General features: G+C 74.2%; 14 protein-coding genes and 2 tRNA genes. 8 read left to right on the forward strand and 8 right to left on the reverse strand.

The genetic code is table 11. The features are described 5' to 3' along the window. Positions 1-73: 73 nt before the first annotated feature. The 8 genes from IW256_RS23540 to IW256_RS23575 all read right to left on the reverse strand — a co-directional run bounded on the left by IW256_RS23540 (position 74) and on the right by IW256_RS23575 (position 7,069). A complete protein-coding gene (locus IW256_RS23540; protein WP_197013043.1) occupies positions 74-823 on the reverse strand; it encodes an SDR family NAD(P)-dependent oxidoreductase in 750 nt (249 codons plus the stop codon). After that, entirely contained in the window at positions 820-1,671 is an 852-nt protein-coding gene (locus IW256_RS23545; protein ID WP_197013044.1) for an ABC transporter permease, read from the reverse strand. The genes IW256_RS23540 and IW256_RS23545 overlap by 4 nt, the downstream gene beginning before the upstream one ends. Further along, positions 1,668-2,600, reverse strand: a complete 933-nt coding sequence (locus IW256_RS23550; RefSeq protein ID WP_197013045.1) for an ABC transporter permease — start codon at positions 2,598-2,600, stop codon at positions 1,668-1,670. Before IW256_RS23550 ends, IW256_RS23545 begins: the two co-directional genes overlap by 4 nt. Further along, positions 2,600-3,721 carry an ABC transporter ATP-binding protein gene (locus tag IW256_RS23555; RefSeq protein WP_197013046.1) on the reverse strand — a complete coding sequence of 374 codons (1,122 nt, stop codon included), beginning with the start codon at positions 3,719-3,721 and terminating at the stop codon, positions 2,600-2,602. The genes IW256_RS23550 and IW256_RS23555 overlap by 1 nt, the downstream gene beginning before the upstream one ends. Before the next feature lie 43 nt (positions 3,722-3,764). Next, on the reverse strand, positions 3,765-4,940 hold the full coding sequence (locus IW256_RS23560; RefSeq protein ID WP_197013047.1) for an extracellular solute-binding protein: 1,176 nt from the start codon (positions 4,938-4,940) through the stop codon (positions 3,765-3,767). A gap of 174 nt (positions 4,941-5,114) precedes the next feature. Then, entirely contained in the window at positions 5,115-6,116 is a 1,002-nt protein-coding gene (locus tag IW256_RS23565; RefSeq protein WP_197013048.1) for a LacI family DNA-binding transcriptional regulator, read from the reverse strand. A gap of 95 nt (positions 6,117-6,211) precedes the next feature. Continuing rightward, positions 6,212-6,790: an antibiotic biosynthesis monooxygenase gene (locus tag IW256_RS23570; protein WP_197013049.1), complete on the reverse strand. Its 579-nt coding sequence runs from the start codon at positions 6,788-6,790 to the stop codon at positions 6,212-6,214. A 90-nt stretch (positions 6,791-6,880) separates the two neighbouring features. Beyond that, entirely contained in the window at positions 6,881-7,069 is a 189-nt protein-coding gene (locus IW256_RS23575; RefSeq protein WP_197016850.1) for a hypothetical protein, read from the reverse strand. Between the two features lie 197 nt (positions 7,070-7,266). Between IW256_RS23575 and IW256_RS23580 the strand changes: the two genes are divergently transcribed. The 8 genes from IW256_RS23580 to IW256_RS23615 all read left to right on the forward strand — a co-directional run bounded on the left by IW256_RS23580 (position 7,267) and on the right by IW256_RS23615 (position 15,183). After that, positions 7,267-7,342: transfer RNA gene (locus IW256_RS23580), tRNA-Cys, on the forward strand. Between the two features lie 96 nt (positions 7,343-7,438). Then, positions 7,439-7,512: transfer RNA gene (locus IW256_RS23585), tRNA-Ala, on the forward strand. A 36-nt stretch (positions 7,513-7,548) separates the two neighbouring features. After that, positions 7,549-9,009: an SDR family NAD(P)-dependent oxidoreductase gene (locus IW256_RS23590; RefSeq protein ID WP_197013050.1), complete on the forward strand. Its 1,461-nt coding sequence runs from the start codon at positions 7,549-7,551 to the stop codon at positions 9,007-9,009. Continuing rightward, positions 9,009-10,142: a leucine-rich repeat domain-containing protein gene (locus IW256_RS23595; protein ID WP_197013051.1), complete on the forward strand. Its 1,134-nt coding sequence runs from the start codon at positions 9,009-9,011 to the stop codon at positions 10,140-10,142. The genes IW256_RS23590 and IW256_RS23595 overlap by 1 nt, the downstream gene beginning before the upstream one ends. Continuing rightward, positions 10,139-11,818, forward strand: coding sequence for an ankyrin repeat domain-containing protein (locus tag IW256_RS23600; RefSeq protein ID WP_197013052.1), 1,680 nt, complete (start codon positions 10,139-10,141; stop codon positions 11,816-11,818). Before IW256_RS23595 ends, IW256_RS23600 begins: the two co-directional genes overlap by 4 nt. Continuing rightward, positions 11,815-13,011, forward strand: a complete 1,197-nt coding sequence (locus IW256_RS23605; RefSeq protein WP_197013053.1) for an AAA family ATPase — start codon at positions 11,815-11,817, stop codon at positions 13,009-13,011. Before IW256_RS23600 ends, IW256_RS23605 begins: the two co-directional genes overlap by 4 nt. Before the next feature lies 1 nt (position 13,012). After that, the gene (locus tag IW256_RS23610; protein ID WP_197013054.1) at positions 13,013-14,245 is read left to right on the forward strand and encodes a vWA domain-containing protein; all 1,233 of its coding nucleotides are present in this window, start codon (positions 13,013-13,015) and stop codon (positions 14,243-14,245) included. Further along, a complete protein-coding gene (locus IW256_RS23615) occupies positions 14,242-15,183 on the forward strand; it encodes an MBL fold metallo-hydrolase (protein WP_197013055.1) in 942 nt (313 codons plus the stop codon). Before IW256_RS23610 ends, IW256_RS23615 begins: the two co-directional genes overlap by 4 nt. The last annotated feature ends 14 nt before the right edge of the window (positions 15,184-15,197 follow it).

Consider the following 15,197-nt stretch of genomic DNA (forward strand, 5'->3'; position numbering starts at 1 on the left):
TCGGCGATCACGGCGCCGCGCACCTCGCCGGCGCGCGCCCGGTCCCGTTCGTGCCCGGTCCTGCCCGCCGCGCTCATCGCAGCTGCTCCTGGGACGGGTCGGTGCGCAGGCGGGCGTGCAGGCCGCCGTCCACGCGCAGGACATGGCCGTTGAGCTGACCGGCGGCCGGGGACGCCAGGAAGAGCACGGCGTCGGCGACCTCCTCGGGCGCGGTCGTCCGGCCCGAGGGGATGTCGGTGGCGGGACGCACGTCCCCGACCACGCTGGCGGGGGCGACGCAGTTGGACCGGATGCCCAGTCCGCCCAGTTCCACGGCGATGGCCCGGCTGAGCGCCTCCAGGCCGGACTTGGTGACGTCGTAGGCGCTCTGGTCCTCGTGCGCCCGGGACCCGCCCGGCGACGACATGGTGACGATGGCGCCGCCCCGGCCCGCGTCCCGCCAGCGGCGCACCGCCCGTACCGAGAGCAGGTAGGCCGACCGCAGGTTCGCCGCGATGATCGTGTCCCAGGTCGGCGCGTCGATGTCGATGAACGGGGTCCGGTAGTGCGTGAGGGCGGCGTTGTTGACCAGCACGTCCAGCCCGCCGCGCCGGTCGACCTCGGCGAAGACCCGGTCGGCGGCCTCCTCCTCTGCCAGGTCGGCGTCCAGGGTGGTGACCCGGCCGGTGCCGGCGAAGACCTTCAGTCCCTCCCGGTCGCGGTCCACGGCGAGCACCTCCGCGCCGGCCTCCGCGAAACGGGTGACCAGCGCGCGGCCGATCAGCCCGGCCGCGCCGGTGACCAGCACCCGCTCGCCCCCGAAGTCGAACCGTACGACGCTCATTCGGCGGTCGCCTCCTTGACCTGCGCGACGATCTGCGTGGGATTGACGAACAGCAGCGCGACGACCAGCAGCACCGCCGACAGCGCCATGTAGATGACGGCCATCGCGTCGATGGCCTGGGCGGCCCGGATCCCCGGGGTGAACGCGGCGCTGTAGAGCGCCACGATCAGGGTCTGGCTGTCGGCGTCGGCGACCAGGAACGTCAGCTCGAACATCGCCACCGTCCGGACCAGCACCAGGATCCCGGCCGCCAGGATGCCGGGCATCAGCAGCGGCACCAGCACCCGGGAGAAGACCTGCCGGGTGCGGGCCCCGCACATCCGCGCCGCCGACTCCACGTTCGCGTCGATCTGCTCCACGAACGGCGTCATGACCAGGACGACGAACGGCAGCGCGGGCACCAGGTTGGCCGCGACCACGCCGGTCATCGTGCCGGCCAGGTGGAACTTGTAGAGGACCGTGGCCAGCGGGATCCCGTAGGTGATCGGCGGCAGCAGTACGGGGAGCAGCAGGAGCAGCAGCACCAGCCGCTTGCCGGGGAAGTCGCGCCGCGCCAGCGCGTAGGCGGCGGGCACCCCCAGCAGCAGTGACAGTGCCACCACCGCCAGCGTGACGCCCAGGGTGACCTGGAGGACCTCGCCGAGCGCGAACTCCTTCCAGGCGTCGGCGTACCAGGCCGTGGTGAAGCCCTGGGGCAGCCACCCGGAGAACCAGGTCGTCCCGAACGAGTTCACGACCACCGACAGGATCAGCGCGGCCAGGTTCAGCAGGAAGAACGCCACGCAGCCCCAGACGGCCCAGCCCGCGAGGGCGCGGCGGCGCGAGGCCATGAAGGAGACGGCGGTCACGAGCCCTTCCCTCCCATCGCGGGACCGGCGTAGAGGCGGCCCCGCAGGAACAGGGTGAACGAGATGACCAGCAGCTCGAACACGCCCATGAGCACGGCGATGGTGGAGGCCATCGAGTAGTCGTACTTCTCGAAGGCCGCCTGGTAGGCGGCGATCGCCATCACCCGGGTCTCCCCGGCGGGCTCGCCCACCAGGTTCGCGGACGGGAACACCGAGAACGCCAGCACGAAGGCCAGCACGAACGTCGTCGCCAGCCCCGGCGCCAGCAGCGGCAGCGTCACCCGCCGCGCCCGCTGCCAGGGCCCCGCGCCCAGCGTGGCCGCGGCCCGCTCCAGCGTCGGGTCGATGCCCGACAGGTAGGCCAGCACCAGCAGGAACGCGAACGGGAACCCGGTGATGATCAGCGACAGCAGGACGCCCCAGTAGTTGTAGATCAGCCGGATCGGCTGGTCGATCAGGCCCGCGTCCAGCAGCAGCCGGTTGAGCCACCCGCGCGGACCGAGGTAGCGCAGCAGCCCGTCGGCGACCAGCACCGTGCCCAGCGTCACCGGCAGGACCAGCACCGCGGTGAGCAGGCGCCGCCCGCGGAACCGCCCGCGCAGCCGGTAGGCGATCGGCACCGAGGCGCCCACGTTGATCAGCGCGGCGGGCACCGCCAGCCGGAGCGTGTTGCCGATGGTGCCGCGCTGGTAGGCGTCGCCGAAGAAGGCCGTGTAGTTGCCGAGCAGGCCGCCGCCGTCCTTCGGCCGCAGCGACAGCCCGACCCCGTACATCATCGGGTAGAGGAACAGCACCCCGACGATCAGCACGGCGGGGAGCAGCAGGAGCAGCACCCGGTCGACGCCGCGCTCGGCGAGGCGGTGCCGCAGCCCTCCCCGGCCGCCGCGCGGGGGCCGGGCGCGGGGCCGCGCGGGGGCCTCGGCCGCCATCACTCCCTCCCTCCGAAGACCAGCACCCGCTCCGCCGGGACGGTGAGGTTCACCCGGGTCCCCGGCGCGACCCGCTCGGGCAGCCGGAAGTGGACGACCTGGCCGTCGCCGGTGACGCCCTCGGCCGCGACCTCGCGGCCGTGGAACTCCGAGACCTCGACCCGGACGCCGAGCACGTTGCCGCCCGCGGAGCCCGCGGAGCCGCTCTCTCCCGGACCCGCGGCGACCGTGAAGTCCTCCGGCCGCACCGCCGCGACCGCCGTCTCCCCGGGCACCTCTCCCTGGGGTACCCCGGTGAGCCGCAGCCCCCGGTCGGCCAGCGTGATCCGCCCGTCCGTACGGGACTCGACCCGCATCTCCAGCAGGTTGCGGTAGCCCATGAAGCCGGCGATGTAGGTGCTGGCCGGGTAGGTGTACACCTCCTCGGGACTGCCCGCCTGCTCGATGCGCCCGGCCCGCAGCACCACGACCCGGTCGGCGAGGGCGAGCGCCTCCTCCTGGTCGTGCGTCACGTACACGGTGGTCAGGCCGAGGGCCTGGTGCATGCGCCTGATCTCGGTGCGCATCTGCACGCGCAGCTTGGCGTCCAGGTTCGACAGCGGTTCGTCCATCAGCACCAGCCGGGGCCGCAGCACGACCGCGCGCGCGATGGCCACCCGCTGCTGCTGCCCGCCCGACAGCTGGCCGGGCAGCTTGTGCGCGTGGTCGCTCAGTTCGACCAGCCGTAGCGCCTCGTCCACCCTGCGCGCGATCTCGGCCTTGCCGACCCGCCGTACGGAGAGCCCGAACGCGACGTTCTTGCGCACCGGAAGATGCGGGAAGAGCGCGTAGTTCTGGAACACCATGCCGAAGTCCCGCCGTTCGGGTGGGAGCCCGTCGATGCGCTCGTCGTCCAGCCAGATCTCCCCGTCCGAGAGGGGCAGCAGGCCGGCCAGGCAGTTCAGCGCGGTCGACTTGCCGCATCCGGACGGGCCGAGGAGCGCCAGGAACTCGCCGCCCTCGATCCGCAGATCGATCCGGTCGAGCGCCACCGCCCCGCCGAACCGCCGCGAGACCCCTTCCATCCGCACGTGCCCGAACGCCGCCCGAGGCTCGCCCTCGACCAGGGTCGCCGCGCTCATGACGCCCCCACGCGAGAACGCGAAGCGTTCCCAAGACCCTCGGTCATGACTTCTTCACCTTCTGGCCGCCGATCTCGCGGTCCCAGCGGTCGAACGCGGCGACCATGGCCTTGGCGTCGAGCGGCGGCGCCTTGGGGTTGCCCGCGATGAGCGCGTCGTACTCGGGGCGGCCGTACTCCCGGACGGCCTGCCGGCTGTCCGCGGGCGCCATGTCCAGGGTCACGCCCTTCACCGCGGGGCCGGGGTAGAAGTAGCCCTTGTCGTAGGTGATCGCCTGTTGCTGCGGGGTGAGGGCGAACTTCATCAGGTCGGTGAGGACGGCGAGCTTCTCCCCGGAGACGCCCTTGGGGACCACCATGTAATGGGCGTCGGTCACCCAGGTGAAGCCGTCGAGGGCTCCGGTCCTGATGTCCTTGGGCACCTGGCCGAGCACGCGCGGGTTGATGTCCCATCCGGTCGTGGTGAGGATGATGTCGCGGGACCCCTCGCCCAGCTCCTTCATGGTCTGGGAGGTGCCGGTCGGGTAGTACTCGACGTACCTGTCCAGCTCTTTCAGGTAGGCCCAGGTCTTGGACCAGCCGTTGACCGGGTCCATGGGGTCGGAGTCCTTGAGGATGTAGGGCAGGCCCATGAGCCAGGTCCGGCCGGGACCGGAGTTGGCGGGGCGGGCGTACATCAGCTTCTTGGGGTTGGCCTTCGCCCAGGAGAGCAGCTCCCCGGCCGTCTTGGGCGGGTTCGGCACCGTCTTGGGGTTGTACTCCAGCAGCGGGCCGGACGGGTAGTACGTCACCGTGACGCCCCTGCCCTTGGCCAGTTCCTGCATCTTGGCCGCCGGCTCCTGGTAAAGGGCGGTGAGGTCGGGGAGCTTGTCGGAGTACTTGCCGAGCAGGTCGACCCAGAGGTTCTGTTCCAGGCCCGCCGACAGCCCGTCCGTCCCCGTGAGGACGAGGTCGATGTCGAGCCGCCCCGCGTCCTGCTGCGCCTTGACCTTCCCGGCCAGTTCGGGGGCGGTGACCTTGGTGTAGGTCACCCGGCTGACGAGCTTGGGATTGCGGGCCTTGTAGTTCTCGAAGATCTGCTGGGTCAGCTGGAGGTTGCCGGCCACGTCCACGATGTTCAGGGTGACGGGCCTGGACGGCGTCCTGACGTCGGCGGGAGCGGGCTCGGCGGCCGATCCGGTGCCGGACTCGGGCGCGCCGCAGCCGGCGAGCCAGGCCATCAGGCAACCGGCGAGGACGAGCGCCGAGGGAGTGCGGGGCGAGGTGAGACGACGCGGGGACGAGGTGCGGCGCGAGGACGAGATGCGACGCGGGGAGGAGGCGCGGTTCGAGGAGGGACGTGGAATTCGCAGCGGAGTTCTCATGGGGGGTGGGTCCTCCTGATGGGCCGGCTCCTACGTCGGCCCTGTAGTGCTCCGGATGAGGAGGCGCGCCGCCAGCTCCGGTGCCGGCGGGCGGGGCGGCGGAGCGGCCGCCACCGTGTCGGATCGGTCCGCCCGGAGGCGGTCGAGGAGCATGGCGGACGCGGCGCGCGCCAGCGCCTGGATCGGTACGGCCACGGTGGTCAGGGGCGGTGAGACCATCGACGCCGTGGGCACGTCGTCGACGCCCACGATGCTCATGTCCTCGGGAACCCGGACGCCCCGTGCGTGCAGGCGGGCCAGCACGCCCAGCGCGATCAGGTCGTTGTAGGCGAACACCGCGGTGACGTCCGCGGCCAGGGCCTCGTCCGCGGCGCGGTAGCCGCCGGTGAACTGGGGCTCGTAGGGGCCCAGCTCGATCAGCTCGATCCCGCGTGCCGCGCACCCGGCGGTCAGGTGCTTACGCCGCTGCCGGTTGGACCAGGAGTCCCGGGGACCGGACAGGAACGCGCACCGCCGGTGCCCGAGGGCGTGGAGGTGCGTCACTGCCTGGTCGATGCCCGGCTTGAGGTCCAGCGCGACCGACGGCACGGAGCGGCTGAGCCGGTTGGCCAGCACCACCGTCGTCTTGGCGGCGATGGAGCGGACCCGCATCCCCGGCATGCGGGACGCACAGAGGATCAGGCCGTCCGCCCGTTCGGCCATGGCCTCGGCCATCCGGGCCTCGGTGTCGGCGTCCTCGTCGGTGTCGGCGAGGAAGACCCCGTAGCCGGTGTCCCGGAAGTACGCCTCGACGCCCTTGATGAAGGGCGCGAAGGCGGGGTTGGCGATGTCCGGGACGATCAGGCCGACGTTGGACGTGCGGCCCAGGACCAGCGACCGCGCCGCCCGGTTGGGCCGGTAGCCCAGGCGGTCGGCGCACTCCAGCACCCGCCGCCGTGTCTCGGCGTTGACCAGCTCCGGGTTGTTGAGCGCCCGCGAGACGGTCGAGGCCGAGACGCCGGCGGCCGAGGCCACCGCCCGGATCGAGGTCATGGTCGGATTATGAAAACGTTTGTGGTACACGTCAACACCCAACCGCCGCCGGAGGCTCCGCTTCCGGTCACGCCCCCTCGGTCACGCCCCCTCGGTCATGACCCCTCGGTCTCGTCCACGCCGCCCCGGTCGGGGCGCGCGGGCGGATAGGCGCGTCCCACCGGGTACAGCCAGCGCCGCAGGAGGCGGCTGAGCAGCGGCATGACGGCGTAGGTGAGCACCGGCACCACCAGCAGCGGGAAGAGCATGGCCCGCAGCGCGAGCGGCCACGACTGGGTCTGCGGGACGACGGTGACCTGGAGCAGCAGGCTGATCGGGTAGACGGCGCAGAAGGTGACGACGACCATCTTCCAGCGGGGCGGTGCCGCCGTGCCTTCACCGGGCAGGCTGAACCAGGTCTCCAGGCCGGTGGTGCGATGGCGGCGGCCCTCGGCGACGCCCCGCAGCCGCTCGATCCAGCGGGCGCGTTCGTCGGAGGCCAGCCAGCGGTCGAGGCGGGGCTGGTCGGCGAAGGTCAGCACCGTGTAGTAGCGGTTGCGGACCCCTTCCGCCCGCAGCCAGGTCGCGCCCATGTGGCCCGGGAAGCGGGTGGCGGCCTGGGTGAGGCCGCTCGCCCAGCTCTCGAAGTCCGCCTCCCGGCCGGGGACGACGTCCCAGGTGAACACCACCGTCACCGGTTCCTGCCCGGCGCCGTTCTCCTCGGCGTGCTCGTTCGCGCTCGTGCGTCCTCCCGTGGTGGATGTCGGCGACCTCGTGCCCGGCGGTCAGACGGGCTCGGGTTCGGGTTCGGGCTGCGGGGGCCCCGGGTCGGGCATGGGGGTGGGGGGCACCAGGGGGCCGGGCCCGGGCGGCTCGGGCTGCGGGGCCGGGTGCGGAGCGGGATGGGGGGCGGGGGCGGGCGGCGGGGGATGGACCGAGCCGGGGGCCGCGTCCGCTCGCGGGTCCTGCTGCATGGCTCCTCCTGTCGTCGTTGCCGTGCTGTCGTGACCGGCCGTACGGGCCTCCCGGCGCATCGGGCCGGCGGGTCCGGGGCGGCCGGCGAAGGTGCCTTGATACCCACCCTGTCCGGCGGTCATTCCGGTGAAAACGATCACGACCGCGGCGAAGGCCGGGCGGAATGTCGGCGATGATCGCTATGCTCCTGCGCGGCAGGGCCGTAGCGCAGAGGTCGTCGCGCCTTAGCTGCAAGCTGGAGGACGCCGGTTCGAATCCGGCCGGCCCTGCCACCCGCGACGTTCCCGCCGCACGGAACGACGTGGATCATGGTCGGCCCGATCTCCGTGGTGGGATGTCGTACCCGGCCGCTATCGTGCGGCCGGGATGGGGCCGTAGCGCAGAGGTCGTCGCGCCGGTACAGCATGCCTGGAGGACGCCGGTTCGAATCCGGTCGGCTCCGTCCCCCACCACCGCCGGACACGGTCAGGAGTACGAGATGTCGGTCGACCCCGGCACGGCCGACATCGAGGCCTGCCTCCGGGTGCTGGCCCGCGCGCGGGCGGCCGACCCCGCCGACCCTCGCTGGCGGGACGTGCACGAGGCCGCCGCGCAGGTCTACCGGGCCGGGAAGAAGTCGCGCAAGGCCGCCCGGCTGGCCGACCGGCGGCGCAACGACCGCGAGGCGACCGCCGCCACCGCCCGCTTCCAGGACCAGGACCCCTGGTCCGCCCCCGTCCCCGCCCTGCCGGACACCGCGTCCGGCACCACGCCCCGCGCCCCGTCCGGCACGGGGAACGAGCCGGTGCGGCGGGTGCTGACCGGCACGCGGCGCTGCTACGTGTGCAAGACCCGCTACCAGCGGGTGCACCTCGAGTACCACATGCTGTGCCCGGCCTGCGCCGAGGAGAACCTCGCCCGCCGCCACGCCCGCTGCGACCTGCGCGGGCGCCGGGCGATCGTCACCGGCGGCCGGGTCAAGATCGGGTTCCAGGTGGCGCTGAAGCTGCTGCGCGACGGCGCCGAGGTGACGGTCACCACGCGCTTCCCCCGCGACGCCGCCCGCCGGTTCGCCGAGGTCCCCGACGCCCGCGACTGGATCGACCGGCTGCATGTGCACGGCCTCGACCTGCTGGACCTGCCCGCGGTCGCCGCGCTGCTGCGCTCGGCGCACGAGCGGTTCGGGCACCTCGACATCCTGATCAACAACGCGGCGCAGACGATCCGGCGGCCCGCCGCCTACCACCGGGAGGTCGGCGCCGCCGAGAGCGCGCCGCTGACCGGCGCCGCCGCGCTGGTGGACGTCACGGACGCGCATGATCGGCCGCAGTCCCTGGAGGGGCCGGACGGGGGCCACGGCGCCGCCCTGCCCGCCCTCCTCCCCCTGGCCGGGACGCCGGGTCCGGAGGCGGAGGCGATGGAGGCGCTCTTCCCCGCGGGCCGGACGGACGAGACCGGGCAGCCGCTCGACCTGCGCGACCGCAACAGCTGGTCCCTGCGGCTGCACGAGGTGGACCCCGGCGAGTGGCTGGAGGTGCAGATGGTGAACGCGTTCGCGCCGTTCCTGCTCACCTCCCGGCTGCGCGGCCTGATGGAGGCGTCGCCCTGGCCGGACCGCTACGTGGTGCAGGTCTCGGCCATGGAGGGCAGCTTCTCCCGTGAGGGCAAGACCGTCCGGCATCCGCACACCAACATGGCCAAGGCGTCCCTCAACATGCTGACCCGTACGGCCGCCGCCGACTACGCGGCCTCCGGCATCCACATGAACAGCGTGGACACCGGGTGGATCACCGACGAACGCCCGCATCCCGCCAAGCTCGCGCAACGCGAGGCGGGTTTCCGTCCTCCCCTCGACGTCATCGACGGGGCGGCGCGGGTGTACGACCCGGTGGTGCGCGGAGTCGGCGGCGAGCGCCTGTCCGGGCTGTTCCTCAAGGATTATCGACCGGTGGAGTGGTGATGGCAGAACCGACGCCCGTACGCTGCCCGGCGATCGAGCACCCCGACGTGCCGAGCGCCGACCTGACCGGGCTCGACCCGTTGCTCGACCGGCTGGCGGCGCCGGCCGGGGTGGCCGGCGACGAGACCTTCCCGCTCGGCACGCTGCGGCCCGACGGGCGCGTCGACCTGTGCAAGCAGGGGCTCGGCGCCGAGGGCGTGGCACGGCTCGTCCCCGCCGCCGCGGCCTCGCCGCACGCCGTCCACGTCCTGCTGGGCACCAACGCCATCGGTGACGCCGGAGCCGCCGCCGTGGCGGGTGCGCTGCGTCCGGGGCACGGGCTGGAGACGCTCTACCTCGGCTGCAACCGCATCGGGCCCGAGGGCGTCGCGACCCTGGCCGGGCGGCTCGCGGAGGACGAGACCGTCCGCGCGGTCTGGCTCAAGCGCAACCCCGTCGGCGACGAGGGGGCGCGGGTGCTGGCCGCCATGCTGCGCCGCAACCGTGCCGTGAGGACGCTCGACCTGGTCAACACCGGGCTGACCGGCGCCGGCCTGCGGGCCCTGCTGGACGTCCTCACCGAACGCCCGGTCCCCCTGGAGCGCCTGTTCCTGGGCGGTAACGGCCTGAGCGTCGACGAGGCCGATCTGCTGGCGGCGCTGATCCGGGACGCGGGCGTGCGCGAGCTGTACCTGTCGGCCAACCACCTGGGCGACGAGGGCGCGGCGGTGCTGGCCGGCGCGGCCGACCCGGCCCGTCCCGTACGGCTCGGGCTGGGGGGCAACGGGATCGGGCCGGAGGGCGCCCGCGCCCTGGCCGGGTCCCTGGACGCGATCGAGTCGCTGGACCTGGCCCGCCCGCCGTCCGAACGCGCCCTGGGCGCCCCGCCCAACGCCACCGGTGACGAGGGCGCGGCGCTGCTGGCCGCGGCGCTGCCCGGCAGCCCGCTGCGCCGCCTGGACCTGCGCCGCACCGGCATCACCGGACGCGGCGCCAAGACGCTGCTGTCGTGCGTTCCGGGAGACACCCGCCTGGAGTACGTGGGGCTGGGCCCGGGCGTCCCCCGGCGCGTCAAGCGCGCCCTCGCGCCGCGCCTGCGGGCCGAGGCGCGCCCCCATGCCGACATGCGGGCGATCGGAAGCGTCTACCGTTGATCGGCTCCGCCCAGTACGTCGCGCAGGAGCTGGCCGCCTGGCAGCGCGCCCGGCGCTACGGCGTGCCGCGCTGGATGATCGGGCGCGCCACCGAGCGCCAGCTGGCCGGTGACTGGGAGGGGGCCTGCCGGGCGGCCCGGGTCAGGGTCGCCCTCGACCCGCGGGCCGTCGCCGGCGAGCACGGCGCCGAGGTCGCCGGGGCCCTGCTGGAGGACCTGCGGCATCTGGCGCCCGACCTGCTGCGCTGGCACCTCCCCCGGATCGGCCACGGCCGCAGCACCCTCAGCCCGCACCAGGCGATCGTGCTGGCCCGGCACGGCGGGCGGGCGCTGCACGTCCTGACGCCCACCATGATGGACGGCCCCCAGCACCTCGTCCTCCGCTTCGGCGACGTCGACGAGGGCGCCGGTGAGGAGTCCCGCCGGGAGGAGCAGGACTGGACGGGGGCGCGGCACCTGTGGGACGCCCGGCGCGTCGGCGAGCTGCTCGAACGTTGCGGCGGCGGGGGCCGGGTCCCGTTCTTCCACCCCGACGGCACCCCGCTGGCGGACGATGAGCTCGCCGCGGGGGGCGTCGCCGGTCTCGCCGAGCGGGTCGCGCTGCTCCAGGAACGGGGCGAGGTCGAGGCCGCCTTCGACGCCGCGGGCCTCGACCTGGACCTGACGGCGCCGGATCTGCCGGCGTACTACGACGCGGAGCCCCTGCCGCTGCTGTCGCGGCTGCCGCTGGCCCTGACCCGGCTCGGCCCGGAGATCGCCCGGCTGGGCGGAAACCTCCACAAGATCTTCGTCGGCTGGCCGGCCACGGTACTGATCGACAGCGGGCGGGCCGGGACCGGAGGGCGCCCCCTGGTCAAGGTCGTCGACGACAGGAGCGCCGGAAGCGCGGCGTACCTGCCGGCCCCGGCGTGGCGCCGCCTCCCCGACCTCGATCTCCTCCGGGCCGGGCGGATCGGTCCCGACGAGCTGCACCCGCTCGTGCGGTCGGCGCTGTTCCCGGCACGTCCCGAGCCCGCGGGGCCGTCCGGGCCGCCCGACGCCGGGCTCTCCGGCGCTCCCGTCCGGGTGCGCTGCCGCGGCGAGTGGCACGAGGTGCGCCAGGGAGACGGCGCACTGCGCATCCCGCACGGCGACGGGGAACGGCAGCGGGAGAAGGCACTGCTGGCGCTCGGCGGCGCCGTGTCCGGATGCTTCGCGCTCGAACGGGCGTGGACGGGAGGCGGCGGGAGGCTGCCCAAGGCTCTGCGCGACCAGCGGCAGGAGCTGTTCCTGCGCGCCCAGCACGGTGACGCCCCCGGCGTGCTGCGGCTGCTCGACGCGGGCGCCGATCCGCACGCCCGCGACGGGCGCAAGCGCACGCTGCTCCACCTCCTCCACATGCTCGACCACGAGGAGCTGCTCCCGCGGCTGCTGAAGGCCGGGCTCGACCTGGAGGCCCGCGACCAGAACGGCCGCACGCCGCTGCACATGGCCGTCGGCGACCACGGCTCGGAGGCGCTCGTCCGGGCGCTGGTGGACGCCGGTGCCCGGATCGACGTGGAGGACGAGCTGACGTTCGGGCTCGTCGACTTCCTCGACCGGCACCGCCGCACGGACCTGGACTGGCTCAGGAAACGGATCGAGAAGGAGTGCCCCGGCGCCGGCGGCGCCTGGTGGAGCGGAGACGAGTACGAATGAGCGTGAACACCCCGTCCCCCGACCCCCTGGCGGCGGCCGACGAGCTGACCGCGCGGGCCCGCGCGTGGCGGACCGAGCCGTCGGAGAGCCCCCAGCTGGAGGCCCTCGCCCTCGCGGTCACGGCGAACCTGCCGGTGCTGCTGTGGGGCGAGCCGGGCATCGGCAAGTCGGCGGGCATGGAGCAGCTGGCCGCCGGGCTGGACGTCCCTCTGGAGACGGTCATCGCCAGCGTGCACGAGCCGTCCGACTTCGCCGGGCTGCCGATCATCGGGGACGACCCGGCCACCACCGGCGTCCCGATGGCGCCGCCGGACTGGGCGGTACGGCTCGCGGCGGCCGGCCGCGGCCTGGTGTTCTTCGACGAGCTGTCGTCGGCTCCGCCGGCCGTGCAGGCGGCGCTGCTGCGCGTCGTCCTGGAACGGCGGGTGGGCAGCCTGACGCTGCCCGAGCCGGTCCGCGTCGTGGCCGCGGCCAACCCACCGTCCAGCGCGGCCGACGGGTGGCACCTGAGCCCGCCGCTGGCCAACCGGTTCGTCCACCTGCACTGGACGCACGAGCCGCGCACGGTCGCGCGGGGCATGGCGGGCACCTGGCCCTCGGTGACGGTGCCGCTGGTGGACCCCGGCAAGATCTCCGGCGCGGTCGCCCGGGCCCGCGGCGCGGTCTCCGGCTTCCTCACCGCGCGTCCCGGCCTGGCGCATCACCTGCCCGCCGACGCCGAGGGCCGGGGCGGGGCGTGGCCGTCCCCGCGCACCTGGGAGATGGCGCTGCGGCTGCTGGCCGTCGGGTACGCCACGGACGCGAGCCGGGAGGGCCTGGCGTCCGCGGTGGTCGGGGCGATCGGCGACGGCGCGGGGATCGAGCTGCTGTCCTACCTGGAGGAGCTGGACCTTCCCGACCCCGACCGGGTGCTGGCCAACCCGGAGGCGTTCGCGCTGCCCAAGCGCGGCGACCGCCAGCTCGCCTTCCTCACGGCGGTGGTCTCCGCCGTCCAGGGCGACCTCAGCCGGCGGCGCTGGGAGGCCGGTTGGGTGGTGCTGGCCAAGGCGGTCGACGCGGGCGTGCCGGACGTGGCGGCGCGGGCCGCGGTCGACCTGGCCGCGCTGCGCGACACCGACTGGGCGGTGCCGAGCGGGATCGACGGGTTCATCGACATCCTGCGGCTGTCCGGGGCCATGCCGGCCGGGAGCTGAGATGGCCGGGACGGAGCCCGCCGAGCGGGGCGCCCGGCTCGACCGCGACAAGCTTCTGGCCGCCCGCTACCGGGCCGCGACCGACCGGCCCTACCTGGCCTCGGCCCTGTACTCGCTGTCGGTCGTGCCGAGCACGGGCGTGCCGACGATGGGCGTGGACCGGCACTGGCGCTGCTACGTCTCGCCCTCGTTCGTGGACGCGACGCCCGTCCCCGAGCTGGCGGGCGTGTGGATCCACGAGGTGTCGCACCTGCTGCGCGACCACCACGGCCGCGCGGAACGGCTGCCCGCCGCCGACCAGCGCGACCACCGCCGGGTCAACATCGCGCAGGACTGCGAGATCAACGACGACCTCCTCGCCGACCGGCTGCCGCTGCCCGAGGGACGGGTGGAGCCCGGGACGTTCGGGCTGCCCGCGGGACGGATCTTCGAGGCGTACCTGCCGGACATCCCTCCCCAGGACACGCACCTGAACTGCGGCTCGGGGGCGCACGGCGTGCCGGCGCCGTGGGAGCGGGACGGCCCCGGGCTGGCAAAGGTCAGCGAGGTGGAGGCGAGCGCGCTCCGGCGGGCGACGGCCGAGGCGATCCGCGCGCACGAGCGCGGCCGGGGCACCGTACCGGCCGGGTGGCGGCGCTGGGCGCTGGAGATCCTGGAGCCGACCGTCGACTGGCGGCGGATGCTGGCGGGCGCGGTCCGCGAGGCGGTCGCCTGGGCCGGCGGCGCGGTCGACTACACCTACCAGCGGCCGTCGCGGCGGACGGCGGCCATGCGCGGCGTGGTGCTGCCCAGCCTGCGCCGCCCGCTGCCGCGCGTCGCGATCGTGGTGGACACCTCCGGCTCCATGGGCGAGGACGACCTGGCCGCGGCCATGGCGGAGGTGACCGGCGTGCTGCGCGAGGTCGGGGTGCGGGGCAACCGGGTGACCGTGCTGGCCTGCGACGCCGACGTGCACACCGTCTCCCGGGTGACCTCCGCCGAGCAGGTCACGCTGGGCGGCGGCGGTGGCACCGACATGCGGGTCGGGATCCGCAGGGCGCTCACCTCCGGGGACCGGCCGAACGTGGTCATCGTCCTCACCGACGGCTACACGCCCTGGCCGGAGGAGCCCGAGACCTGCCGCCTCATCGCGGCCCTCGTGGGCGTCGGCGCGGGCGCGGCACCGCCCGATCCGCCCGGCTGGGTGGAAACCGTCCGCATCGGCGACCCGCCGGGATACGCTGCCGCACGATGACCAGCAGTGAGCACGACATCACCACGCCCGGGCCGCCCCGCCTGGAGGAGGTCTCCGAGGGCGTCTTCGCCTACCTCCAGCCGGACGGCACCTGGTGGATCAACAACACCGGGTTCCTGGTGGGCTCCCGCGGGGTGGTGAGCGTCGACGCCTGCTCCACCGAGCGCCGTACCCGCGCCTACCTGGAGACGATCGCCTCGGTGACCGACCGGCCGGTGCGGACGCTGGTCAACACCCACCACCACGGCGACCACACGTTCGGCAACCACCTGTTCGGGGGCGCCACCATCGTCGCCCACGAGGAGACCCGGGCCGGTGTGCTGGCCTGGGGCGCCCCGTTCGACGAGCCGGTCTGGACCCCCGTCGACTGGGGCGCGTTCACGCTGGAGCCCCCGTTCCTGACCTACACCGAGGGTGTCACGCTCTGGGTGGACGACCTTCGGTGCGAGGTCCGGCACGTCGGCACCCCGGCGCACACCACCAACGACTCGATCGTGTGGATCCCGGACCGGCGCCTGCTGTTCTGCGGCGACCTGCTGTTCAACGGCGGCACCCCGTTCCTGCTCCAGGGGTCGGTGGCCGGTGCGATCAGCGTTCTGGAGGAGGTCGTCGCCCCGCTGGGCGCGGAGACGATCGTTCCGGGGCACGGCCCGGTCGCCGGCCCCGACCTGATCGACCGGGTGCTCGGCTACCTGCGGTTCGTGCAGGCGACGGCGAAGCGGGGCCGGGCCGCGGGGCTGACCCCGCTGGAGGCGGCCCGCGAGACCGATCTGGGGCCGTACGCGGAGCTGGCCGATCCCGAGCGGATCGTGGGGAACCTGCACCGGGCGTACGCCGAGGAGGACGGGCTGCCTCCGGGCGCCCCGGTCGACGTGGTCACGGCGCTGTCCGACATGATCACCTATAACGGCGGGCGCCCGCTGACCTGCCGCGCCTGACCGCGCCTGACCGC

The organism is Actinomadura viridis (genome assembly GCF_015751755.1).
Classification (GTDB): domain Bacteria; phylum Actinomycetota; class Actinomycetes; order Streptosporangiales; family Streptosporangiaceae; genus Spirillospora; species Spirillospora viridis.

Excerpts from the sequence above, each read along its gene's own strand:
- IW256_RS23615 (WP_197013055.1), top strand. The coding sequence starts at position 14,242 with ATGACCAGCAGTGAGCACGACATCACCACGCCCGGGCCGCCCCGCCTG.
- IW256_RS23575 (WP_197016850.1), bottom strand. The coding sequence starts at position 7,069 with ATGCAGCAGGACCCGCGAGCGGACGCGGCCCCCGGCTCGGTCCATCCC.
- IW256_RS23610 (WP_197013054.1), top strand. The coding sequence starts at position 13,013 with ATGGCCGGGACGGAGCCCGCCGAGCGGGGCGCCCGGCTCGACCGCGAC.
- IW256_RS23540 (WP_197013043.1), bottom strand. The coding sequence starts at position 823 with ATGAGCGTCGTACGGTTCGACTTCGGGGGCGAGCGGGTGCTGGTCACC.
- IW256_RS23590 (WP_197013050.1), top strand. The coding sequence starts at position 7,549 with ATGTCGGTCGACCCCGGCACGGCCGACATCGAGGCCTGCCTCCGGGTG.
- IW256_RS23595 (WP_197013051.1), top strand. The coding sequence starts at position 9,009 with ATGGCAGAACCGACGCCCGTACGCTGCCCGGCGATCGAGCACCCCGAC.
- IW256_RS23605 (WP_197013053.1), top strand. The coding sequence starts at position 11,815 with ATGAGCGTGAACACCCCGTCCCCCGACCCCCTGGCGGCGGCCGACGAG.
- IW256_RS23550 (WP_197013045.1), bottom strand. The coding sequence starts at position 2,600 with ATGGCGGCCGAGGCCCCCGCGCGGCCCCGCGCCCGGCCCCCGCGCGGC.
- IW256_RS23565 (WP_197013048.1), bottom strand. The coding sequence starts at position 6,116 with ATGACCTCGATCCGGGCGGTGGCCTCGGCCGCCGGCGTCTCGGCCTCG.
- IW256_RS23560 (WP_197013047.1), bottom strand. The coding sequence starts at position 4,940 with ATGGCCTGGCTCGCCGGCTGCGGCGCGCCCGAGTCCGGCACCGGATCG.
- IW256_RS23555 (WP_197013046.1), bottom strand. The coding sequence starts at position 3,721 with ATGAGCGCGGCGACCCTGGTCGAGGGCGAGCCTCGGGCGGCGTTCGGG.